The organism is Hymenobacter convexus, assembly GCF_030580955.1.
In the GTDB taxonomy this organism is placed as follows: Bacteria; Bacteroidota; Bacteroidia; order Cytophagales; family Hymenobacteraceae; genus Hymenobacter.
In genome coordinates this window covers 150,428-172,915 of the sequence record NZ_JAUQON010000003.1, presented here as the reverse complement: position 1 = coordinate 172,915, position 22,488 = coordinate 150,428, and the positions used below count along the sequence as shown (strand labels likewise).

Annotated in this window: 24 protein-coding genes and 1 tRNA gene; 1 reads left to right on the top strand and 24 read right to left on the bottom strand. The window is 65.8% G+C overall.

Translation table 11 applies throughout. The features are described 5' to 3' along the window. Positions 1-186 precede the first annotated feature (186 nt). Both Q4S41_RS07405 and Q4S41_RS07400 read right to left on the bottom strand, forming a co-directional pair. Entirely contained in the window at positions 187-1,464 is a 1,278-nt protein-coding gene (locus Q4S41_RS07405) for a site-2 protease family protein (protein WP_305030469.1), read from the bottom strand. Further along, positions 1,427-2,086 carry an HAD family hydrolase gene (locus Q4S41_RS07400; protein WP_305030468.1) on the bottom strand — a complete coding sequence of 220 codons (660 nt, stop codon included), beginning with the start codon at positions 2,084-2,086 and terminating at the stop codon, positions 1,427-1,429. Before Q4S41_RS07400 ends, Q4S41_RS07405 begins: the two co-directional genes overlap by 38 nt. Before the next feature lie 100 nt (positions 2,087-2,186). Here Q4S41_RS07400 and Q4S41_RS07395 point away from each other — a divergent pair. Continuing rightward, positions 2,187-2,260, top strand: a tRNA-Ile gene (locus tag Q4S41_RS07395). Between the two features lie 100 nt (positions 2,261-2,360). On the opposite strand, the gene Q4S41_RS07390 is transcribed toward Q4S41_RS07395, so the two are convergent. The 22 genes from Q4S41_RS07390 to Q4S41_RS07285 form a co-directional block, all read right to left on the bottom strand. Beyond that, positions 2,361-2,912 carry a TIGR02594 family protein gene (locus tag Q4S41_RS07390; RefSeq protein WP_305030467.1) on the bottom strand — a complete coding sequence of 184 codons (552 nt, stop codon included), beginning with the start codon at positions 2,910-2,912 and terminating at the stop codon, positions 2,361-2,363. Positions 2,913-3,067: 155 nt separating this feature from the next. Beyond that, entirely contained in the window at positions 3,068-3,478 is a 411-nt protein-coding gene (locus tag Q4S41_RS07385; RefSeq protein WP_305030466.1) for a hypothetical protein, read from the bottom strand. Positions 3,479-3,491: 13 nt separating this feature from the next. After that, positions 3,492-3,785, bottom strand: a complete 294-nt coding sequence (locus Q4S41_RS07380) for a hypothetical protein (protein WP_305030465.1) — start codon at positions 3,783-3,785, stop codon at positions 3,492-3,494. A 158-nt stretch (positions 3,786-3,943) separates the two neighbouring features. Beyond that, the gene (locus Q4S41_RS07375) at positions 3,944-4,435 is read right to left on the bottom strand and encodes a hypothetical protein (protein ID WP_305030464.1); all 492 of its coding nucleotides are present in this window, start codon (positions 4,433-4,435) and stop codon (positions 3,944-3,946) included. 4 nt (positions 4,436-4,439) lie between these two features. Beyond that, positions 4,440-6,605, bottom strand: coding sequence for a hypothetical protein (locus tag Q4S41_RS07370; protein ID WP_305030463.1), 2,166 nt, complete (start codon positions 6,603-6,605; stop codon positions 4,440-4,442). A 70-nt stretch (positions 6,606-6,675) separates the two neighbouring features. Then, complete coding sequence (locus Q4S41_RS07365; protein ID WP_305030462.1) at positions 6,676-9,825, bottom strand: hypothetical protein; 3,150 nt, start codon at positions 9,823-9,825, stop codon at positions 6,676-6,678. A gap of 100 nt (positions 9,826-9,925) precedes the next feature. Continuing rightward, positions 9,926-12,742: a tape measure protein gene (locus Q4S41_RS07360; RefSeq protein WP_305030461.1), complete on the bottom strand. Its 2,817-nt coding sequence runs from the start codon at positions 12,740-12,742 to the stop codon at positions 9,926-9,928. 15 nt (positions 12,743-12,757) lie between these two features. Further along, on the bottom strand, positions 12,758-13,054 hold the full coding sequence (locus Q4S41_RS07355; RefSeq protein ID WP_305030460.1) for a phage tail assembly chaperone: 297 nt from the start codon (positions 13,052-13,054) through the stop codon (positions 12,758-12,760). A gap of 41 nt (positions 13,055-13,095) precedes the next feature. Further along, entirely contained in the window at positions 13,096-13,479 is a 384-nt protein-coding gene (locus Q4S41_RS07350) for a hypothetical protein (protein ID WP_305030459.1), read from the bottom strand. A 96-nt stretch (positions 13,480-13,575) separates the two neighbouring features. Beyond that, complete coding sequence (locus Q4S41_RS07345) at positions 13,576-14,061, bottom strand: hypothetical protein (protein WP_305030458.1); 486 nt, start codon at positions 14,059-14,061, stop codon at positions 13,576-13,578. Positions 14,062-14,091: 30 nt separating this feature from the next. Next, positions 14,092-14,493 carry a tail completion protein gp17 gene (gene gp17 / locus Q4S41_RS07340; RefSeq protein WP_305030457.1) on the bottom strand — a complete coding sequence of 134 codons (402 nt, stop codon included), beginning with the start codon at positions 14,491-14,493 and terminating at the stop codon, positions 14,092-14,094. Positions 14,494-14,496: 3 nt separating this feature from the next. Next, positions 14,497-14,745 (bottom strand): hypothetical protein, encoded by a 249-nt coding sequence (locus tag Q4S41_RS07335; protein WP_305030456.1) that lies wholly within the window; start codon positions 14,743-14,745, stop codon positions 14,497-14,499. Next, a complete protein-coding gene (locus tag Q4S41_RS07330; protein ID WP_305030455.1) occupies positions 14,742-15,233 on the bottom strand; it encodes an HK97-gp10 family putative phage morphogenesis protein in 492 nt (163 codons plus the stop codon). Before Q4S41_RS07330 ends, Q4S41_RS07335 begins: the two co-directional genes overlap by 4 nt. Then, positions 15,226-15,555 (bottom strand): phage head closure protein, encoded by a 330-nt coding sequence (locus Q4S41_RS07325; protein ID WP_305030454.1) that lies wholly within the window; start codon positions 15,553-15,555, stop codon positions 15,226-15,228. The genes Q4S41_RS07330 and Q4S41_RS07325 overlap by 8 nt, the downstream gene beginning before the upstream one ends. Beyond that, positions 15,552-15,875 (bottom strand): head-tail connector protein, encoded by a 324-nt coding sequence (locus Q4S41_RS07320; protein WP_305030453.1) that lies wholly within the window; start codon positions 15,873-15,875, stop codon positions 15,552-15,554. Before Q4S41_RS07320 ends, Q4S41_RS07325 begins: the two co-directional genes overlap by 4 nt. Positions 15,876-15,890: 15 nt before the next feature. Next, entirely contained in the window at positions 15,891-16,118 is a 228-nt protein-coding gene (locus tag Q4S41_RS07315) for a hypothetical protein (RefSeq protein ID WP_305030452.1), read from the bottom strand. A 93-nt stretch (positions 16,119-16,211) separates the two neighbouring features. After that, positions 16,212-17,513 (bottom strand): phage major capsid protein, encoded by a 1,302-nt coding sequence (locus tag Q4S41_RS07310; RefSeq protein ID WP_305030451.1) that lies wholly within the window; start codon positions 17,511-17,513, stop codon positions 16,212-16,214. 36 nt (positions 17,514-17,549) lie between these two features. Beyond that, positions 17,550-18,197 (bottom strand): HK97 family phage prohead protease, encoded by a 648-nt coding sequence (locus Q4S41_RS07305; RefSeq protein WP_305030450.1) that lies wholly within the window; start codon positions 18,195-18,197, stop codon positions 17,550-17,552. Beyond that, complete coding sequence (locus Q4S41_RS07300) at positions 18,194-19,552, bottom strand: phage portal protein (RefSeq protein ID WP_305030449.1); 1,359 nt, start codon at positions 19,550-19,552, stop codon at positions 18,194-18,196. Before Q4S41_RS07300 ends, Q4S41_RS07305 begins: the two co-directional genes overlap by 4 nt. 78 nt (positions 19,553-19,630) lie before the next feature. Then, complete coding sequence (locus Q4S41_RS07295; protein WP_305030448.1) at positions 19,631-21,514, bottom strand: terminase large subunit; 1,884 nt, start codon at positions 21,512-21,514, stop codon at positions 19,631-19,633. Beyond that, positions 21,511-21,882 (bottom strand): hypothetical protein, encoded by a 372-nt coding sequence (locus tag Q4S41_RS07290; protein ID WP_305030447.1) that lies wholly within the window; start codon positions 21,880-21,882, stop codon positions 21,511-21,513. The genes Q4S41_RS07295 and Q4S41_RS07290 overlap by 4 nt, the downstream gene beginning before the upstream one ends. Then, complete coding sequence (locus tag Q4S41_RS07285; RefSeq protein ID WP_305030446.1) at positions 21,879-22,355, bottom strand: phage terminase small subunit P27 family; 477 nt, start codon at positions 22,353-22,355, stop codon at positions 21,879-21,881. The genes Q4S41_RS07290 and Q4S41_RS07285 overlap by 4 nt, the downstream gene beginning before the upstream one ends. Positions 22,356-22,488 lie beyond the last annotated feature (133 nt).

Genomic DNA, 22,488 nt, shown 5'->3' with positions numbered 1-22,488 from the left:
TGTGGGCTAAAAATCAAACGGAAAATACCTGGTTTGTTAAAGGGTATGCCCCCAGCACGTCATGTCGAGCGCAGCCGAGACATCTCGCGTGCAGCAAGTAATTGGTTTTCCGCGGCGAGATGTTTCGGCTGCGCTCGACATGACGTGCTGGGGGCGCTTACATGCCTCGCTATTTCTTCACCGCGGCTACTTAAACGGGCTGGGCGTGAAGCAAAGCACAAAAATAGCCACCATCACCCAGCCCAGCACCTGCCGGCCGGCGCTCAGGGGGCGCTCGTCGGGCGCGGGCGGGTGCGCCACGCCGGTGAAGCGCCCCAGCAGCAGCCCGAATACCAGCCAGCCGGGGTTGCCCACCGCACCCGGCACGGCCGTGGCCACCGCCAGCTGCGCGGCCCAGATGCCCGCCGCCAGCAGCAGCCCCAGCCGGGGCGTGGGTAACACTCGCCAGAAGATGAGCGCCAGATAAGCCGCGTACACCGGCCCGCCGTAGAGCCAGGTCTGCCAGTCGTCGTGCAGCGTGAAAAGGCCCAGCCCGGCATAAAAAATGAAGCTGGTGAACAGCACCACGGCCAGCTTGTCGAAAATGCGGCGGCCCAGCAGGCCGTAGAGGATGTGCCCGCCGTCGAGCTGGCCCATGGGCAGCAGGTTGAGCGCCGTAAAGAACAGGCTCAGCGAGCCCGCCAGCAGCACCGGGTAGTGCAACAGCTCGTTGGGGTGGGGCAGCCGGGCGGGGTCAGCAAAAGCGGTTTCCAGCCACTGGTAAAGCAGCGGCTTGGCAATGGTGAGGGCCTGCGCGCCGGGCGGGTACACGTGCTGCGCATAGTTGGCCCCAAACCGGGCGTACTCGGGGTGAATCTGATAGAGGTAAGCCAGCGGCGGCAGGTGGGTGAAGCCGTAAATGAGCAGCGGCACCGCCACCAGAAACCCCGCCAGCGGCCCCGCAAGCCCAATATCGAAGAACTCGCGCCGCGAAAATATCCGTTCCCGAAGCCGAATCACGGCCCCGAACGTGCCCAGCCCCATCGGAAACGGAATGTAATAAGGCAGCGAGGCCCGCACCCGGTTGGCCCGCGCCGTGAAGTAATGCCCGAACTCGTGCACCGTGAGCACGCCCAAAAACGGCAGCGCGAACCACAGCCCGCGCACCCACTCTCCCGGCTGCGGAGCGGCCGGAAATATCCAGAAACCCAGCGGCAGCAGCCCCACATCGCCGCGCGTGAGCTGAACGCCCGCCAGCGTGGTGCTGAGCAGCGTAATCAAAAACAGCCCGATGTGCAGCGCCGCCGTGCGCCCCGGCGAGGGCGCCGGCCGCTCAAACCGCCGGAACAGCTGGCGCGCGGCCCGCAGCCGGGTCTGGGGTTCGGGGACATCGGGCGGGCTGGCGGGGGGCGCCGCCGCATCGGCGGGCCAGCCGGCCAGGTCGGATTCAGGAACGGGCGGGGGCGTATTCTCGGGGAAAGGCACGGAGGGCTTCGGGCAGGGCGGAAACGAGGGTGAGGGGCGGGGCCAGGTGCAGCACGCGCAGCCCCAGCCGCCGGGCCGTGGCCACGTGCTGCGGGCTGTCCTCGATGAACAACACGTCTTCGGCCCGCCAGTTCATTTCGCGCAGTGCGTGGCGGAATATTTCCTCGCCCGGCTTGCGCAGGCCTACTTCCTGGGAGTAGAACACGCGGTCGAGCACGTCGGCAATGCCGTTTTTGAAGCCGTACTTGGCGGCCAGCCGCTGGTTGATTTCGGCAATGTGCAGGGTGTTGGTGTTCGAGAGCAGCGCCGTTTGGTGGCCCTGGGCGCGCAGCTCGCCAATGAGGGCGAGGCGCTCGGCGGGCACATCGAGCAGCATGGCGTGCCAAGCGGCATCCAGTTCGGCGTCGGTGGCGTCGAGGTCGTAGGCGGCGCGCAGGCCGGCCCGAAACTCGGCAGCAGAAAGGTGGCCGGTTTCAAACCGGTCGAACAGCTCGGCCTGCTGGGCCTGCGAGAAGGCAATGGTGCTGCCGGCCTGGCTCAGGCGGCGCATGGCCGCCGGGGTGGCGTCGTAATCGATGTCGATGATGACGCCGCCAAAATCGAATAACAGGTGGGGGAGCATGGGCAAGCTTTGGTTTTCCAGCCGCGAAGGTCGTACTTTTGCTCCGTTGGAGGGCCGGCAACGGCACGGGTTGAGGTGAAAGATGACTGCCTCCAGCATCGGGCCTATAGCTCAATCGGTTAGAGCAACTGACTCATAATCAGTAGGTCACTGGTTCGATTCCAGTTGGGCCCACGAAAAACCCTCTTTGCGCACTGCAGAGAGGGTTTTTTATTTAATGCACCCATTTAAACACCCATTTGACTAAAATAAATGTTCAAATTAGTAGCTGCAGCTAGTATTCCTTTAGTTTAGCAGCCACACCGGCTACAACCAGTCCAGGGAAGCGTTTGCCAATATTTGTCGGCTGGGCCACCTTCCAGGCGCAGCGGCGCACGTGGGTAATACGCGCTTTGAGGAACGGAGCAATGCACACGCAGTCGCCTTGGTTGCCGCCCAGACCATAATAATTGTGGTCGTCTTCCCCCGCGTACATCGTCACGTGGTTGCCGCCCGGGCGCTCCATCACCAGGATGTCGCCGAGAGCGGCATCTTCCAGCGCCACCGGCGTGCCGAACGTGGCCCAACTCTTGGCCGCCAGCGGGTCGCGCGGCGGCACAAAGCCGGCGGTGAGCACCCAGCTGGTCATGGCCAGCGCGCACCAGGGCGTGGCGTCACTTTTATAATAAGAGCCGGCGTGGGCCTGAAAGGCCATTTCCAGAATGCGCGGCGAGTTGGCGGCGCCGGGCAGTTCGCGCAGGCCGTGGTCGGCCAGGGCGGCGAGCAGAATTTTCGGGCCGGGCTCGTGGGCCAGGTTGGCAAAGGCCAAAGGCAGAGGTTGGTACATGGGATTGCAGAGAAAAAGGGAGTTGGCGGTATTTTAGGAGGGCTCCGGCTCGAAGTGGGGGTGGTACACGGCGTCGTGCAGGCGGTCAAGCAGGGCGCGCTGCTGCTCGGGCGTAAGCAGCAGGAAGGCGGCGTAGAGTTCGGCGGGCGTCATCGCTAGTCCGTTTTTGAAGGGGTGGAAAAGTTGGCATCGCCGGCCACGTCGACGCTGGCTTTTTTCGCATGTATTTGCGGGGCGGGGTCGGCTGGCCGCCGCGCGAAGCGGGAGCCGAGCACCTTCACCGTGCCGTAGAGCAGCAGCAACTCGGTGATGGCGTTGAGCTTGACGGCCTCGTCGACGGTGAGGCGGCCGGCGGCCAGCATGCACATGATGAAAGCCGACCACACGGCGGCCAGCATCAGGCGGATGCTGAGCACGCCCTCGCTTTCGAAGGTGGTCAGGAAGCGCTTGGGCGTGAGCTCGCCTTTGAGCCAAAGCCAGGTGAGCCCGCCGATGCTAATCCAGAGCAGGACGCGCACCACGTCGACGGCGGCCGTGGGCGAGAGGTAAGCGGAAAAGTTTGTCATGCGGAGTACAGAATTAGATGGCGCCTTTGGGGTTGGTGGCCTGCACCACGGCGATGCGCTTGTCGATGGCGTGGTGGGCTTCGCGCAGGGTGCGGTTTTCCGACTTCACCTCGCCCACTTCCGTGCGCAGGTAGTCCACCAGCAGCTTGTAGCCCTGCATGTCGGCCTTGATTTCGGCCGTGGCCTCGCAGTTGGCGTCCAGCTTCTTATCCATTTGGCCGATGCTGCGATTCAGCAGCCCGCCGATGATGGCCATGACGACGGTAAACACAAGGCCAATGAGGCAACAGAGCAAGGGCAAGGGCATGAGCGAGGCCGCCGGGCGGCAATTGGGATAGAAGGTAGATGCGGGCCCAGGGGGCCGGTGTTAAAGGTTTTGAGGCCACCACTGAAAGGCGGCCACGATGGCGGCGGCTATGAGCAGCAGCACGGCCGCGCGCAGATAGGTGGCGAAGGTGTTCGGCATCAGGCAGCAGGCTCCTCGTCACGGCCGAAGCGATACCAGGGCGGGCCATCGGCGGCGTCCATCGCCGCCTCCAGCTGGGCCACCTGCGTTTCGCTGGGCAGCGCGTGCATCTGCTGGCCAAAGGCGTTGCCGCGCTCGGCCAGCGGGCGCGGGTCGTTGGCCAGCAGGTCAGCCCACTCCTGGTCGCTTTCGCGCTTGCGGGTGTAGACAATCTCCTGGGTCCGGACGTCGATGATTTCCGAATTGAGGGCCTTGTAGGTGGCTTTGTAGTTGGCCACCACGGCGCCGGCATCGGCGCCAGCCGTGCCGTCCGCGTTGGTGAAAAAGTGCAGCACCCACACCTCCACAAAGACTTCCACGTTGCCGGTGAGCGGGTCCTGCACCGGGTAGTGCGTCAGGTAACGCTGCACGCGCTGAAAGACGAGCGGGCCCAGGTGCAGCGGGCGGATGGCGCGGTCGATGAAGGACGGGGCGGAAAGGACGAGCGGCATAGCGTTACCAGGTTAAGACTTCGTTGAGGGAAAAGCGGGGGCGCAGCGCGTCGTAGTTCTGCACCTCGATGGCGGCGTCCGTGTATGTTCGGATGTTCACGTAGTCGCCCGCATCCAGGGCCAGCGGGTTGCTGGCCATGCTCAGCGAGGAGTAGAACAGGCCCGCGCCGTCCGCCCCGACCAGGCAGGGCGTGTTCACCGAGCGCGTGCTGCCGTAGTCGCCGTTGACGGAGGCAATGGCCTGGATGGGCCGGAACTGGCTGCTGCCGATGCAATAAGCCGTGAGCGCCGGCTCGTAGAGGCCCTTGCGCAAGGCCCGAATGGCCAGGCCCGCCGCGAACAGCATCTCGTCCGGGGCGTTGCCGCTGACCTTCTGCGTGAAGTTGAGGGTGGTAATTTGCTGTCCCCCCAGCGCCTGGTTGCCGTTGGGGAAGCCCACGGTGAGCACCAGCGGGATGGAACGGCCGCCCAGCTTTCGCCAGCTCGTGCCGTTGCTCCACAGCAGGGCCACCTCCCGCGACCACATGCGCCGGGCGGGTTCGCCGTCGATGTCGGCGGCCTGCAGTTCCCACATGCCGCTGGCCGAGTTGCCAACCTGAATGCTGATGAGCTTGCCGGCCACGTCGGCCGCCGCCGGCAGCGCCACCGTCCACAGCGACTGGCCGGTCCCGGTGAACACGTGGTGCTTGCCCATGTCAGCCACGCTCAGCACGGTGTTGGTGGCGTGCGCCACGAAGTTCACGTAGTCGATGGCGCCGCTGCTGCCGGTGCTCGTGGCGCTGATGACGTTCTGCGGGCTGATGTTGATGCCCGCGCCAGCGGTGTAGGTGCTGCCGGCGCCGGGCGTGGGCGTGAGGGTGCTGGCGCGCATAACAATGGTATGGCCGCCGGCCTGCTGCTTCAACACAAACCACTCGCCGGGCTGAAACGTCACGCTGGGGTTGCCGTCGATGGTCGCGCCCGGTGCCGCAGTCAGCTTCGCCGTCTGCTGGCCGATGACGCGGTACAGGTCCACCTTGCCGTAGCTGCTCGGGTCCGTGGCCGGATTGTCGAGTTGCACGTTGGTTCCGTTCAGCGCATAGGACTTGCCCCCGTTCAGCCCGGGGGACAGTGTGCCCCCGGCCGCAACTTCTACCTGGTAGTTGGGCGTGTAGGCCGTGGCGGCCTTCGTGGCCAGAATGGTCGTCGCGTAGGCTTGCGTCAGGTAGCCATCCGAATTGAAGCCCAAGCGTGTGTAGGCCACGGGAATCTTACCCAGCACCTCGTTGATGGCCGCCACCAGATTACCCTTGGTTGAGGTGAGCAGGCTGCCCAACGTGCCAATCCAGCCGCGCGTCTGCGTGCTTTCGGTTTGCAGGTCGGCGTGCTCATTCTGCAGGTCCGTTACTTCCTGCTCCACAAACACCAAATCGGCTTCGGCAGCGTCCAGCCGCGTATCCAGCCCGGCGATGAGCCCGCGCACGGCGGTGTCGTCGTAGGTTGCCGCAGCGGGCGGAATGGCCGTGTAGCTGCTGGGCGCCCAATACGTCGCGTCCCCGCCTTCCACCGGCGCGGCCGGCACCGGGCCACCCGGGGCGCGGCGCGTGAAGTACTGCTCCTCCAGCGGGGAGCCCACGTAGTAGCTCGTGTGCTTCCCTTCGGGCCAGTTGTAGCCGGCGGGGACGGCGTTGTAAGGGATGAAGTCGCGGGCGTCTTCGGCCTTGATGAAGCGGGCCGGCAGCAGCACCGTCGTATCAAAGCGGCCGTCGCGGCAGATGTGGTAGGCCGGATTGGGGCCACCGTCGAACTCGGCAACGAGCAGCTGCTTGCGAATCTCGGGAGAAGTGGGGGTTTCGCGGTAGAACTCCACGATAACCGTGGTGAACATGCAACACTTGTCGAAGGCCAGTTCCTCGAACACGTCCCCGCCGCCCGGCCCGGCTTCGGCGCGCGTCATGTGGGTGACTTCTTTCCAGAGGTCGGGGCGCTGGTTGGGGCCGACCGAGCGGCCCGACACGACGCCGTTGAGCCAGGTCGTGAGCTGGTCGCCGCGCAGGCGCAGGTTGGTGTAGGTGCTGCCCGTGCCCGGCACCTCGACTTCGAAGTAGGCATTGGCCAGCGCCGCCAGCGGGGCCTGCACGGAATCCAGGGAGTTGATGCGGTAACCGGTGACGGCGCTGGTGCTGCTCATGCCCCGAAGTTCCGGCCCGGGGTTACGGTTTTGGCCCTAGCGGCGGGGGGAAACGGGAGAGGCTGCGCGCCTACTTGTGCGCCACGCGCACGCCGTGGTGGGTGGCCCGCACCCGGGGCCGGCCCTGCCCGGCCACCACGGGCAGGCCCACCGGGAAGGTCACCCCGTCGAGCAGCCGCACCCCGTCGGGCAGGCCGGCCAGCGGGTCGAGGCTGCTGCGGACGGTGCCCACCCCGTTTTCCACCAGCGACACGTCGGCGCGCGCGGCTTTCAGGTCCCAGGCCCAGGCGCCGACCACGAAGCGGCGGGCGTCCAAGTCGTAGGGCGCGTCCACGGCGTCGAGCATGCGCGGCGGCCCGGTGCGGCGGTGGCGCACCGGGCCGGTGAGCAGGCGCGAGGGCGCGGCCCGCAACGCCAGCACGTCCAGCGCCGTGGCCTCCAGCAGCGGCGCCGGGGCCAGGTCGGTGCGGCGCGCCCACACGGTCGTCAGGGCCCCGCCCACCACGCTGGTGGCCCGCCGGAAGGCAAAGGCGTTGGCCTCGAACAGCCCCGCCTTCAGCGGCACGTCGGCGTGAAACACACTCAGCGCCTCGCTGGGCCGCACCGTGCCCCGGCCGGAATCGGCCCGGAAGGTATCCTTGCCGTCCCAGGTCGCGCCCTGCGGCTGTAGCACCAGGGCCACCTGCTTGATGAGCAGTTGTGTGCCCGCCGGGGCCGAGGACGTCCACGGGTAGAGGCGCAGGCGCACGACGCGCGCGCCGGCCGGCAGCGGCGGCAACGCGACGGTGACGGTCGTATCGCCGGCGCCGGCACTCGTGGGCAGCGAAAAAACGGCGCCCAGCGGCACGAGCGGCGGCTGGCCGTCGACCATCACGTCCGCTTTGAGATACGCTTCCCGGTTACCCACCGGTGGCTGCGGGGGCGCCACGCCGCTGGCCGGGGTCGGGTACACGAAACGGCCCACCACCTTTAATTGCCAAGGCGCATTTTCCGGTTCGGGCCGGTTGGGCAGTTGCCCGCTTTGCAGGTAGCGGGCGTCTGCCGTGCCGGTGCTCCGGGGCCACAACGTGCCGAGGTCGGTGTTTTTCTCGCCGGCCCGCACCAATTCCAGCGGGAAGCCCGGCGCGGCGGAGTTGTCGCTCCAGCCCGCCGTGGGCAGCAGCGCGTCCAGGCTTTCGTTCCAGGCCGCGTCGCTGCCGAAGGCGTCGCCGGCCGGCAGCGCGTTGGCGGCGTAGCCCGTATCGGTTTTCACCGTGAGCGACTTCCAGCCGGCGCGGATGCTCAACTGCTGGCCACCGCCCATCCACTCCCAGCCGTGGCCGGCCTGCGCCAGCTGGGTGGGCGGCACGATGAGCCCGGCCGGGCCGGCCAGCGCGGGCGTGCCGGTGGGGGTGCCCGCGGCCCGGTAGGTACGGGCGTGGGTGAGCAGGCCGGCCGTTTCCGACACCGAGCGGATTTCCCAGCGCCCGGACCGCTGCACCAGCGTGCCGCCGAGCAGCTGCGCGCAGGCGTCCACGACCTGGCGCATGTCCAGCGGCGCGCCTTTGTCGTCCTGGTAGCCGGCGCGCTCGGTCAGCACGGCCCGCTCGGGGGCCACGAGGCTGCCGATTTCGGCCGGCCGCCGGTTGGTGGCGATGCACACGGGCAGGGCCACGTCGCAGCGGCTCAGGCAGTGCAGCAGGGTGTCGAGCACGGGCCAGCGCCCGGTGAGCACCTGGCCCACGTGGCCGGTGAACCCGGTTTGCTTGAGCGCCGCCAGTCCATCGGTGGCCGTCAGGCTGACCGGCACCTTGCCGCCCAGCAGCGGGGCCGTGTAAATGTCGGGCGTCACGTAGCCGCGAAACTCCAGCGCGCCGGCCCGCACCACGTCCACCCGAAAGTCGCGGTCGGCGCCGAGCTGCAGGGCCTCGAGCTGGTGCAGCTCGGCGCGCAGCTGCAGCACGCAGGAGGTACCCACCACGGCCGGCAAATCGCCCTGCCCGCCGAGGCCGGTGTTGAGCCCGTCCGTTTTGAGCACCACCGGCGCCCGGCCCTGGCCCAGCAGGGGCTCCACGTCGCCGGCGTAGGCAATTTGGCTGATGCTCACCGACCAGGGCGTGCCGTCCACGTCGTCGGTCACCAGCTCGAAGCGCTTGCCGTAGCGCACCCGCAGCGAAAACGGGACCGATAGGGTGCGGCCCACGGCGTCGGTGACCACCACCTCGTAGGTGTCAGCGCTCAGGTTGTCGAAGCTGCCCGATGCCTGCGCCGGCCCGATGGTGGTGCCGGTGCCGTCGCCCAGCTGAAAGGTAAGCGGGTAGTCGGTGGCATTGACCTCCAATAGCACCCCGCCGGGCTCGTTCACGGTATCAGGGTGAAATAAAATAAGATTGTGCAACTCCAGCAGGCCGGGCCGGCGGGTGTCGGTTTCGGTAAAGCGCACCCCGCCCTGGCCGTCGGCGTACACGGCCCGCCAGGTGTAGCCGTCGGCCAGCAGGTAGCCGTCGACGACGGTGCCGTCCGGCGTGGGGGTGTCGTAGTCGGGGTCGTTGGGGTCGCCGTAGGGGCCGGGAATGCTGCTGTTTTCGACCGCCTTGGTGCGCGGGTTCCAGAACACGCGGTACAGGCCGTTGGCGTACGAATAGGTCACGCGCAGGTCCGGGCCGTAGGGCATGCCGTTGGCGTTGCCTTCGAACACGTCGAAGAGGCCCGTGCGCGTGCAGCCGGCCGCGTCGATGACGGTCAGTTGGTAACGCCCGCCGCTCAGGCCGGTAAACGCCACGGGAAACAGCGCGCTGGGCGAAGTGCCCGTGGCGAGGACGGCCGCGTCGTTCTGCCGGCGCAGGGTCAGCGCGTAGGGCGGAAAGCCTTGGCGGCAGACGACCGTGATGTTGGCATCGTTGGCGCCGGCGTAACTCGTGCCGGCGGGGTTCGGGGTAATGTCGGGCGCATCGAGCGTGCACACGCCGCCCCCGCCGGGGCCTGCTGTCACGCCCTCGTCCTGGGTGTAGATTTCCCCGTTGCCGGCGTAGCGCACCACCCGGGCCACGCCGGGCCGCACGGCGTAGCGGGCCAGCTCGGTATCAAGCGCCACCTCGCTGGGGTCATCGACCGCGCTGGTTTCCTGGTCACGGTAAACCGTGCGTTTCACGTCATCCCAAAACTCATTCAAGGCCACGTAGGGCGCGGCGGGCGAAGTCGGAGTGGGCGTGAGGGTGCGCCGGAAAAGGATGTTTGCCATACCGTGAAGGTCCGAACGGGCCGGGGGCAGGCTTCGGATACAGCGGGTAGGAAGCGGGAGAATCAAAGCCGCCAGGGAGTCAAGCCCCCGCCGTAAGACCCTAATCTGTCAATACATTGCGATAGGCACCCATTCGGCCCACAGCTACCAAATCCTCCCCGCGCAATTTGAATTCAGCAATCACCTTCACAGTCTGCTGGGCGGGCGTGGCTTGGCCATAGTTCGAACCACTACCACCGCCATAGTTGCCACCACCGGTAACATTCGACAGGCTGCCGCTCGCGCTGCTGGCAATGCTTTTGGCCACCCCCGCTAGGGCCACGAGGCCCAGGCCCGCCGCAATGGCCAGCGGCCCGCCCTGTGGCCCCGTGAAAAGAGTGTCCAGCGCAAGTTTGCCAACGCCGATGGTAATCAGCTGCTTGCCAAATTCGCCCATAAAGGAGCCGAGCGAGCCCAGTACGCCGGCAAATAGCTGCGTCATGGCGTCGCCCGCCGCTGCCGTCCCGGTAATGATGCTGCCGAAGGCGTCCCCGAACTGGCCGGCAAAATCAGCCAGGAGCGGGCCAATGCTGGCACCGAGCGACGTTATCAGGCCTTCCATCTGGGTGTTGAAAGTCGTCTGCCGCAGCAGGGCATTCTGCTGGGCTTCGCTCAACACCTTCAGCGGCTCCGTGATGGGCGTGACGTCCAACGGCGCCAGGCGCGTGGGCCGCTCGTACGGATTGCGCCCGCCCGCCTTGTCCAGTTGCGAGGTGTCGCTAAATGGGTCGGCCAGCTCCAGCTGCGGGGCATCGCGCCGCAGGTCGGCATTTTTGTAGAACTTCTGTATGAGCGTGGCGTTGTCGCCCAGCGTCTGCTTCAGCCGGAGTGCTTCAGCCACCAGTTCCTTGAACTTGGCGCTGGCCGGTGACACACCTGCAAGAACCAAGGATTTGAGCCCTGCCTCGATGATTTTCAGGCGCTCTCCGAGGGCATCATAATTCGACCCCAACGCGGCCGAAAGCTCAGCATTTCCCCGCAACTCGGCCGCCAGCTTGGCCAGCGCGTCCTGCGCTTTTTTCGAGCCAATACCTAACTCATTGAGCCGCTTAATCTGCGCCTCCAGGCTGGCAATTAGTCGGTTGCTGGCCGCAATCTCGTCCTCGGTGGTGAGGTTGGGCTTGGCTTCCTTGGCGGCCTTGAGCTTCTCTTCCAATTCCGCCAACAACCCCACCTGCTGCCCCAGGGCGCCGGCTAGGCTGCCGACCGAATCACCAAACACGGCGCCCGCCACCGAAGCGTCCTCGTAGGCCCCGCCGAGCCCGTTGACGGCGGCGCGCAAATCGGCTACACGCTTTTTCTGCTCTTCCAGCGCCGTGGTGGTTTCGCCTACTTGGGTACGGAATTCCAGCAAAAACTTCGTGCCCAGGTCGTCCACGTTCACCCCGTTGAAGGTGCCCTTGCTCGTCACCTCGTCGCGTTTCTTGGCCACGCGGTCGTACTCGGCCTGCAACTCCCGCAGCTTGTCCAGCTGCGCCGGCAGGCTTTTGAGGGCAATGGTGCGGTCCAGTTCCTGGTTCTGGGCAATGAAGGCCCGGGCCTTGCCGGTCGAGAGCTCGATGGCCTTGCCGTAACTATCGAAGCCTTTGCCCGCATCCGGCAGCACGGACGTAACCTGCTCAATGATGCCCTTGAGCTCGTCCTGCTCCGCCGCCGAGAGCTCCGCTTTGCTTTTCAGCTCGTCGTAGCGGTCCAGCAACGGGTTCAGGTCGGTGGCCAGCTTTTGGGTGGCGGCCGACTGCTCCACGAAGGACTGGTAGGCCCGCTCGTTGGCGGTGCTGGCCGCGTACACCACGGCCGTCAGCGTGGCCAGCACGGCGATAACGGCCCCGGTGGGCGTGAGCAGCGCGGCAAAGCCGGTGCCCACCGACGCCAGCCCGCTTTTCAGCAGGGCAAAGCCGGCAATGACGGCCGGCGCCGCGGCGCCCAGCGTGCCCAGCGCCACGAACACCGGCCCCGCCGCGGCGGCGACGCCCGCCAGGGCCACGATGAGCCGCTGCGCGCCGGGCGAGAGGTTGGCAAAGGAATCCCCGATGCGGGTCACGTAGTCGCTCACGCCGGCCAGCACGGCCGGCAGGTTCAGCGCCTTGCTGATGCCGTCGCCGATTTTGGCCAGCGTGAGGGTGGCCGTGTCGCCGAAGTTCTCCAGGCCGTTTTTCAGCGAGCCCGCCACCTGGGGCAGCTTGCCCAGCTCGTCGGTGAGCACCCGAATAAAATCCGTGCTGCTCTGGCCCTGCTTTTTCAGGCTGGCCGAGATGGTTTCCGAATCCACCGTGCCGTAGAGCTTCTGCAGCGCGCCCGACACGGCCGGGGCCGCCTCGATGATGGGGCGCAGGTCCTGCGCCAATACCTTGCCCTTGGCCGAGAGCTGGGCCAGCTGCACGGTCACGCCGGCCAGCTCGCTTTTGCCGCCGCCCGTCAGGGCGATGGCGTTGGCGAAGGCCTTGAGGCTTTTGCCCGACTGCTCGGCCGAAATGCTCACCGCGCGCAGGCGCACGTCGCCCTGCACGGCCTGCTCGAAGCCCAGGCCCGGCTGCCGGGCCAGCACCTCCAACTCCTTCATCCGCTCGCGCGTGAGCTGCGCGGCCTGCGCCAGCGCGCCCAGCCCCGTGGTGCCCTCCCGGGCCAGGTCCTGGGTGTTGATGGCGTTGAGGGCGTTGCGCAGGCCCTCGATTTTCCCCGACGCCAGCACGGCGCCCGTGCCCAGAGCCAGCAGCGGGGCCGTGACGTAGGTCGTCAGGTTCTTGCCGATGTCCTTCAGGCCCTCGCTGAACTTGACCAGCCCGCTGAGCTCGCGGCGGGCCTCGGCCATCTTGGCTTTGAACTCGCTGAGTTCGGCGCCCAGCACCACGGAAACGGAAGCTAAAATCGAGGACATGGGCAGGGAGGGGGCTTACAGCCAGTCGGGGTCTAGGGCGGCCACGCGGGCCAGTTCGGTGTCGATTTCTTCGGCGGTGATGACCAGCAGCGGCGGGTCGCCGGGCAGGTAGAGCACGTCCTCGGGCGTTTGCACCGGGTCGTCGGGCCCGCGGTGGACGTTGAGCAGCACCGTGCCCAGCCAGCGCGTGTGCCGCCAGCGCCGGATTTCGCGCCGGTGGAAGCCGTCGGCCCGCAGGCGGTACTCCCGCCAGGTCAGGGCCCAGAAGACTTTCGGCTTCAGGCCCAGGTCGCCGATGCCGAAGGCCTCCACGTCGTCCCAGGTGTCGGGCGGCGCGGGTAGCGTGTCGGACGTTAGGCGGCTTTGGTCGACGTCAAAGCCGCCACAAGAGGGGACGCCTGGATGCTGGCCATCAGCACTGAGAACAGTTCCGTTTGCTCGGCCGTGGGCAGCTCGTCGAGCGCCGTGAGCGCGTCAAAGTCGGCGGGCAGCTCGCCGGCCGGCACGCACAGCGTCACGCCCAGCGTGGCCATGTCGAGCAAGGCCGTGAGCGGGGCCTTTTGCAGGGTGTCCAGCACGTCGGCCGGGCCGGTGCCGCCCTGCCGGTCGGTCAGGGCCTTGAGGAATTTGAGGCCGAAGCGAATCAGGCGCGGCTGGCCGGCGATGGTGAGCAGCACTTCGCCGCGGCTGGCGTCGGCCGTGAGGGCGGGGGCAATGGGGGTTGTTGCAGACTTCATATTGCAGAAAAAAGAAATGGGAGAAGGAAAACCGCGCCCCACAGAGGCCGCCGGCAGGGCCAGCGGCTTCTGTGGGAAGTTGCAGCAGATTAAAAATTAGGGGGCCAGCGTCTTGGTCATCGGACCGGTGCCCTGCAGGCTCACGGCGTAGGTGGCCGCGCCCTTGAGCTGGGCTTTCAGGTCGCTCTTGGTGATGAAAAACAACGCCTGGTAGCGGGCGGTACCGGTGCCTTGGCCTAGGTCGAAGCGCAGCTTCAGCTTGCGGCCGGCCAGGTGCCAGTCGATGAAGTTCTCCGTGCTCACCCCGTCGGTGGCGTCGGTCTGGGCGGCGGGTACCCCGCCGTTGCCGGCCGGCGCGTCGGTGAGCTGGCGCACGGTCAGGTTGCCCGAGGCGTCGATGCTGATTTGGCCGGGCTCGAACTCCTTGAAGTCGGTGGAATCCGAGCAGGTCACCTCGTCCGACTCGGTGGTGATGCTCAGGCCGAGGTCGCCGATGCAGCCCACGCGCACGAACGTGTTGGAGCCCTCGGCTTTTTCGACCATCATGGCCACGTTGCGGCCTTTGATATTTGATTTTGCCATTGTGTTTGCAGAAAAAAGGTGAGAGAAAGATTAGTCGGGCGCCAGTTCGACCCGGTAGTCCTGGGAGCGGAAAAAGCAGAGCGCACCGGCGGTCTTGGGGTGGTCGAATTCGTTGGCCAGCTCCAGGGCGGCGCCGGCGGTTTCGTAGCGATGGAGCTGCCGGCGCAGGGCATTGGCCAGCGTGCAGATTTCGGCGTAGGTATCGGCGAACATCGAGACCTGCACCCGGACCACGTCGTCGAGCTCGCACAAGGCCGAGCCGTCGGGCACGCGGCTGATGAGCTGGTACACCAGGTAGGGCCGGGGCGTCTCCTCGGGGGCCTGAACGGGGTAAATCTTGACTTCCGGCTGGCCGTCGCGCACGTGCTGAAGCAGGCCCCCGACGCTGGGAGCCTGGCTGAGGCGGGCGAAAATGAGCTGGCCGGGTTCCATGGTTTAGGTAGTGCGCACGGCGCGATAAGTGGCGTAGTTAAGTGCCGCCTGCATGTCTTCCCCACGGCACACGATGTTAGCCGTCACCACCTCCGATTTTTTGTTCAATTCATCGAGCGCAGCAATGGCCTGTGACGTGTCGGCCTTGACCTCTACCAGTAATTCTGTCGTGCGGCGGGTCTTCTGCGCACGGCCACGGCCAAGTAGGTAGGCCGCCGTCACGGAGAAACCGAGGATAAGAAAGTTTTTCATTTGTGCACTGATTTAAAGCCGCTTTCGATGATTTCGCGGCATTGGTCCTTGATTGAGTCCACCATGCCGGTGCCGGTCGCGTCGAACGCCGGCCGCATGAAGGGCTGGGCGGCGCTGCCCGGGTGCTGCACCTGGTGGGCCGCGCCGCCCGCCCAGTGCAGCAGCCCCGCGGCGGCTTTGGCTTTGATGAGGTGGGGCGCAGTGCCGTACTCCAGCAAGTGGGCGTGGTAGCCCTTGTAGCCGTTGCCCCGGCGCGGGCCGATGGTGATGCTGCCGGCCTTGCGGTTGGCGACGATGCCGATGCTCTTGGTGGTTTCACCCGTCACGTCGGCGTTGCTGCTGAGCCGCTTGGCTTCGCGCACCATGGGGCCCGCGGCCTTGCGTAGCATCTTGTCCAGCACCTGCGCGCCGAACTTGTCGTCGAAGCCGGCCAGTACCTGGTCGAGCCCCTCAATGCCCTTGATTTTGACACCTGATGAATTAGCCACGGCGCTGGGTGGTGAGGGTGAGGCCTTGCCGCCGGCCGATTTCGGTGACGGCGGTAATCAGGTGAAGGGTACCTTCGAAGTCGATTTGCCAGGTGGGCCGCACGTCGGCCCGGTAGCGCAGCACGAACTGTACCGGCTGCACGGCGGTCTGCTGGGCCGCCTGTACCAGCTCCTGGCCAGCGGTGGGGTAGATGACCTGCGCGAACTCGGTGCCCTGGTCGGCGTAGGTGGGCGCGCCCACGGGCTGCCCGAAGGCATCCTGAGCGGCCGGGGCCGGGGCCTGCAGCTGGATTTGGCGGTCGCGCTTGCCGATGTTGCTCATAGCGAGGGCACCCGAATTAAGTCCATGAGGAAATCCAGCGTTTTGGGCACCTCCACCGACACGGCGCGCACGTCGGTGATGACGGGCTGGCGCGTGTCGTAGAGGTGGGCCACCATCAGCAGCAGCCACTGGCCGGCAATGGCCAGCTCGCCGGCCGTCAGCGCTTCATCGCCGGTGGCGTCGAAGCTCCGCTTGCTCAGCTTTTCAAAAACAGCCCCTGCCACCACGAGGTACGATTGCAGCAACGCATCCTCGGCCGTATCCCGGTCAGGAATGCGGCACTGGGCTTTGGCGTCGGCGAGGGTGATGGGCAGGGGCATGTTTGGGAGCAGTGATTAGCGGGTTTCGTCGGTGGGCGCCTCGGCCGTTTCGGCCTCGTCGTAGCGGGCAAAGCCGCCTTTGACGAGCACATCGGCGTGCACGTCCGAGAGTTCTGCTTTGTCGCCGGCATTGTAGGCGTACGCCGGGTGCGAGCGCAGGATGGCAACTTTGCGAATGCCGACGGCGGCAATGGCGGCCTGTTCGGCGGCTTTCTTGGCGGCTTTTTCTTCAGCGGTGGGCATGGGTGATGACGATAAAGTGAAACAATTGGCACCCAAAAGGCCCCGACCGCTCCACAGGCAGCCGGGGCTTTTGGGGCCCGGGGGTAAACCGGATTACGCCGTCAGGGCGTCTTTCATGGCCGCGAACGACTCGGCGCGGCGCACCATGTCGTCGAAGAACGTCCACGCGTTGATGCGAATCAGGCCCTCCTTGTCGCCGGCGTAGGGGTTCACCAGGAACTCCATGCCGCCCCACTGGCCTTGCACCAGGTCGCGGAAGTTGCCGAAGATGACGGCCGAGCACAGGCCGTTGGCCGTGCCTTTGTTGAGCGTGCCGGGGACCTGCGTGCTTACGCCGGTGCGGTAACCGTTGAGGGTGTTGTCGCCTTCCCAAATCGGCTGGGCGATGGTGTTGCCCATCTTGGCCGTCTGCTTCAAGATGCCGCGCACCTTCACGTTGGTCAGGTAGCCCAGATTGCCCATGTCGGCGTTGAGGGCCGACACGGCCGTTTCCAGGTCCACGATGTTCTTCCACGTCGGAGCGGCACCGTTGGCGCCGCCTACCACCGAGCCAATGCCGGCCGTGTTCAGGATTTTGAGGATGCCCGACTGGTCCATGGCCTGCGCCAGCTGGAACGCCAGGTCGTCCTGCAGCATCGCGTCCACCGAGGCCGACGTTTGCAGCAGCAGCTGGCGGCTCACGGTGGTGAACACCGGCAGCCGGCGCGGGGCCATGCTCACCGAGCTCACCGTGGGGCTCGACTCGTTGGCCGTGGCGTTTTCGCTCTTCTCGGCCGCGTTGTCGTTGGCGTTGAACTTGGGGAAGGTCAGGTTGCCCACCAGCCCGTCGAGCTGCGTGGTGCCCATGCCGGCCAGCACCAGCTTGGCGCGCAGGCGCTCGATGAAGCCGCCCACGTTGGTCTGAATGGCCTGCCCGCCCAGGTCGCCGGGGGTGGTGGTCTGGCCGGTGGCGCTCATGCTGCGCTGCTGGAGGCTGCTTTGCAGCACCATCTGCGGAATGGCCAGGTTGCCGCCGCCCTGCGCCCCGGCCTCGCGCAGCTGGCGCTGGGCCTCCTGGTGCATTTCGGCCTCCAAGCCGTCGAGGGGGCGGTTGTTGGCCAGCGCGTTCAGGGCGCGGGTCAGCGAGTAGCCGCTGAAATCGCGGTGTTCGCGTTCCGACGGACCGCCGGCAACGGGCGCACCCAGGCCAGCGGTGATGGCGCGCTGCTCTTCGATGGCTTTGGCGCGAACGATTTGCTCATCCAGCGCCCGGATTTCGGCCGTGGTGTTGTCGAAGGTCGTGGCCTCCGCGTCGCTCAGGTCGCGCTGCTCGGTGTCGGCGGCCGTGAGCAAAGCCTGATTGGCTTTGAGCTTGGCGGCGCGCTCTTCCATCAATTGCTTGAGGGTCTTTTTCATATAGACTGATTTGCAGAAAAAAGGTGAGGTGAAGATTTAAAGCGGGGCGGTTTCGAGTAGGGCCAGCTGGCGGCGGCGCTGGGCCAGGCTGGGCCCGGCCGGCGGGGGCGTGGCCCGCTCGGCCCGCAGGCTGTCGAGGCTGCGCTTGGCGGCCGTGCTGGTGGCGTAGGCCGGCACGGTGACGGGGCACACGTCCGAGACGCGGCTGATTTTGGTGACCGTGCGCACGTAGATGCTGGTCGTGTCGGTTTCCTCCTTGTCCCAGCTGTCGCCGCTGGGGGCCACGCGGAAGGCAAACGAGGAGCCCACCACGTCGCCGCGCAGGATTTTGGCCATCACGCGCTGGTGGTCGGGGTCGGTGGGGTCGTAGGCAATGCGGTAGCTCAGGCCGCCGTCTTTGTCGCGGGTCAGGGTGAGCGTGCCGGCCGTGGTGCGGCCCAGTACCATGCTGCGGTCGTGGTTGAACAGGCCCACCACGTCGCTCAAATCGGCGTTGTCGAGGGCCTTGGGGTCGATTATCTCCACAAAACCGCCCAGGTTGTGGCTGCGCGAGTTGCACACGATGGCCTTGCCGACGAAGGCCACCGGCGTTTGGGCTTCGCCCTCGGCCCGGTATTCGACGTGAATGCCGGCTTTTTCGCCTTTCAAAAAGCGCTTTTCAATGGTTTTAGCGGGCTTTTTCATGCGGTTGAAGGGTCTTTTTCGGTAGATTTTGGCGTTTTCGGGGCTTTGGCGGCGGGCTTGAGCAGCACCTCCTTGATGAGACTGGTAGGCACCATGTTCAGCGGCACGAACCGCTCATCGCCGCCTTCCACATGGTCGCGGTCCTCCATGTCGGCAATGTCGTTGGCGCTCATCAGGCCCACGCCCCACAGGGTTTTGTAGAAGGTGGCGCGGCTGGCGAAATCGCCGCGCAGCAAGCCGTCGAGGTCGAAGTGGATGCGGTAGGCGCGCTTCTGGTCGTCGCGCAGCAGCTTGCGGCGGCATTCCTGCTCAATGCGCCGCAGCCAGGGCCCCAGGCAGTCGGTCACGAACTCCAGGCCCTGGTGCTCAATGTTGTTGTTGGTGCTGCGCTCCAGCATGCCAATCTTATGCTGCGGCACGCGGAAGGCCCGGGCGATTTCCTCGGCTTGAATCTTCCGGGTTTCGATGAACTGGGCGTCGGCCGGGGGCATGCCAATGCGCTTGTATTGCAGGCCGTACTCCAGAATCAGCGGTTTGTGAGAGTTGCTGAGCCCGGAATACCGGTCGGCAAACTGCGCCCGCAGCCGCTCCAGCACCGAGGTGCCGCTGGGGCCGGGCTTGTCGTCAATCTTGTTGGCCGATTCCAGCACGCCGTCAATGTGGGTGCCGTTCTCGTAGAAATTGACGCCGTAGCGTTGGGCCGACAGGCCCAGGGCGAAGTTTTCGCGCATCACGCTCAGCACCGAGCGGCCGGTCACGCCGTTGAAGCCCAGGCCGGCTAGGTGCAGGATTTCTGAAGCGGGGCGCGGGGCCTTCTCGCCGGCCACCCAGTACCAGAGCTCGCCCCCGTACTCGTACACGCTCACGTTGCGCGGGTGCACCCAGTGCAGGCCCACGGCTTCGTACAAGTTGTTGCGCTCAATGATGGCGTAGGCATTGCCCCACAGGCAGCAGGTGGCCACCATCAGCTCCCAGAAATTGAACGCCGACTGGCGCGGGTTGGGCTCCAGCGTCAGCACCAGGTAGGCCGGGTGTTCGGTGGCCAGCCGGTTTTTACCGTGGGTGCTTTTGTCGAGCACCAGTAGCGGCAGCTGGGCCACCGACTCGGCTATCACGCGCACGCAGCCCCAGACGGCCGAAAGCGTCACGGCCGTGTGCTCGTTCACGGCCACCGCGCCGCTGGTGCCGGGCGCGGCGAAGGTGCCGCCGCCGCTGGCCAGGAAATCCGCAAAGGCCGGGTCGGCTTCGCCCTGCCCGCCAGCGCCCACGAAGGTGCCCACGCCGCCAACGTTGTTGGGGTCGCCGGTCACGGGGGCCGGTTTGGATTTGCGGTTGAGGAAGTCGAAAAGGCCCACGGGCGTCGGATTAGCTCTTCAAAGCTCCGACGCGGGGGTAGCGATATTGACAGGAGGGCGGGGGGAAACGGGAGAAGCCTACAGCTCAATAATGCCGCGGCCCTCCCGGATGTACTCGTCTTCGCGGTCATCGCTCAGGTAGCCGCCCAAGGCCTCCACCAGCGCCACCATGCCGTCGACCTTTTCTTTCGACTTGCCTTTGTTGATTTTGATGTTGTCGGCCGGGTCGCGCTGAATCTCCACGTTGCCGCACATCCACGCCAGCACGGGGTTGCCGTAGTGGTGCACCTTGCCCTCCAGCGCCAGCTTTTCCAGCTCTTTGGTGGGCGCATTCATCGACACGAACCCCTGGCCAAACGGCTGCATGGGCACGCCCTCGTCCGTGAGGTCAATCACCAGCTGGGAGGCGTTGAAGCGGTCGTAGTCTATCATCTGCACCTGGTAGGTTTCGCAGAGTTCCTGCACCTGGCGCTTGATGTAGTTGTAATCCGTCACGTTGCCGGGCGTGGCGATGATGTAGCCCTCGTCCACCCATTGCCGGTAGGGGATGCTGTCTTTTTCGGTCCGGATATCCACCGTATCGGCCGGCACCCAAAACCAGCACCGCACGTCGAACGCGCCGTCATCGGTGGGAAAAATGAACACCAGGGCCGTGATGTCGCGCACGCTGGCCAGGTCGAGTCCGCCCCAGCACTGGCGGCCGGCCAGCTCGGCCACCGGCGTGCCCTCGTTGCCCAGTGCCCACACTTCGGACGGAATCCAGGTCACGGCGCTGTCGGTCCAGATGTTGAGGTGCTTGGTTTTGAAGTTCACCTGCTGCGAGGGCAGGCGCACGGCGGCCAGGTGCTGCTCGCGCAGGTAGTCGAGCTGCAGCGAAACGCCCAAATTGGGGTTGGCTTTCTGCCAGGTGCTCTCGTCGTTCCAGTCGTCCTCCTCGTCGAGGCTGAAGATGAGGGCGAAATACGAGTCGTCCGTGTGCTGGCCTTCGAGCAGGTTGGCGCAGGCCTTGCGCAGCTGGGCGCAGGGCCCGAGCCGGTTGAAGCCGGCCGTGGTGATGATGGAGAGCAGCGGCTGGGCCCGGGCGCCGGTGGCCGACTTGAGCACCGAGTAGAGCCCGTCGTCGGGGTGGGCGTGATACTCGTCAATGTAGATGCAATGCGGGTTGAGACCGTCCTCGGTTTTGGAGTCCGACGACATCGGTTTCATCGTCGAGAGGGTGGAGGGCACCAGAATGGCGTTGCGCTGCACCTTCACCTTCTTGAGCAGCGAGGTGGACTTGCTGGCCATGTTCTGGGCGTCGCCAAACACGATGCGGGCCTGCTCCTTTTTGGTGGCCGCCGTGTAGATTTCAGCGCCGGCCTCGCCGTCGAGCACCAGCATTTCGAGGCACACGCCCGAGCCCACGGTGCTTTTGCCGTTTTTGCGGGCCACTTCGAGGTAGGATTCGCGGAAGCGGCGGGTGCCGTCGGCCCGTTTCCAGCCGAAAATGCTGGCAATGAAGAATTGCTGCCAGGGCTCCAGCGTCATCGGCTGGCCGGCCCACTTGCCTTTGTTGTGGGTGAGCAGCAAAAAGAACTTCACGGCCACCGTGGCCCGCTTCTCGTCGAACCACAGCCCGCGCTCCGGGCCGTGCTGCAGGTCGCGCAGGTGGCGCTCACAGGCCAGGCGGGTGTACTTGCTCACGCGCATCGGTAGCTCGCGCAACTGGGCGCGGAAGGCCTCGGCCTTGCGGCCCAGGGCCGCAATTTCCCGGCTCCGGTCGGAAGCTTTCACCTCTTCCCGCAGTTCCGCAAATGCTTTGCCGGGCTGGCTCAGGGTCGGCCGCTCAAATTCCAACTGTTCTTTTTCCAGGTTGGCGATGCGCCGCAGAATCGGGCGCAGCTTTTCCTGCACGGCGGCTTCGATGCCGCCGTAGTGCGCGGCGTCGGTGGCGTATTGGTGCCAAGGGGCAAGGGTGCTCATTTAGTAAATCCGAGGTAGTGGGTGAGGGTGCCGCCGCTGAGCTCTTCGTAGTCGTCGTAGTTCACAATGCCGAGCACCGGGCAGTAGATGTCGCCGGTGTCGTACACCACCCAGTGCCCCATTTTCTGAAAGGGATAGGTGAGCTTGAGCAGGCACAGATTTGGTAATTGTTCCTGCTTTTTGAACTTCAGCAGCCGCTTGTTGGGCTTGTAGTGGTAGTATTTCAGCGCCCACCGGACATTTTTGGGGTTGGTGGCCCAGTCGTGGCAGAAGGTGTTGAGGCAGGATTTGAGCGGAACGCCCACTATCATGGCCACGCAGCACTGGCCGCACACGGTCGAGCCTTCGGGTTGGAGAATCAGCTTCATTTCGCTTCGTCGAATAGGGCCGACAATGGGTCTTTTTCCTCCTTGTCACCGAGTGCCGACACCTTGGAGCGGCTGGCCGGCGTCAGGCCGAACTCCACGAGCATGCGGCTGGCCCGGCGCCAGAGGTCGGCTTCCATGGCCACCTCGGGCCGGGCGCGGAACACCTTGCCGCCGTCGCTGAGCAATTCGTACACGCGGCCTTTTTTGGCAATAGTGACCCGGACGCTCACCCACTGCGCCAGCACGTCACAGAGCAGCGTCATGGCGGCGGTGTCGCCGTAGCTCACCAGGTTCATTTGAAGCAGAATTCCGCCGATTTCATCCCAGTATTCCTTGGCTGTAGCGCTCAGCCATTCAGGCGGTTGGCCCAACGCCACGGCGGGCACGGGTTCGAGCGGATTGGTGCGGCTGGGCTGCAGTGTACCGGCTAATTTTTTGAGGTGGGTCGGCTTACGAGGGCGTCCGGCTGGCATGGGATATTTGGAATTGAATTATGCACGCGCGTCTGTTTGAGGCTGGGCTACGGTTATTTAGCGAGGGGTCGGAAGGATTTTGACCCCCTACCCCCTAAAGGCCATTTCCAGCCTCTGGGGGCGCTTTTTGCGA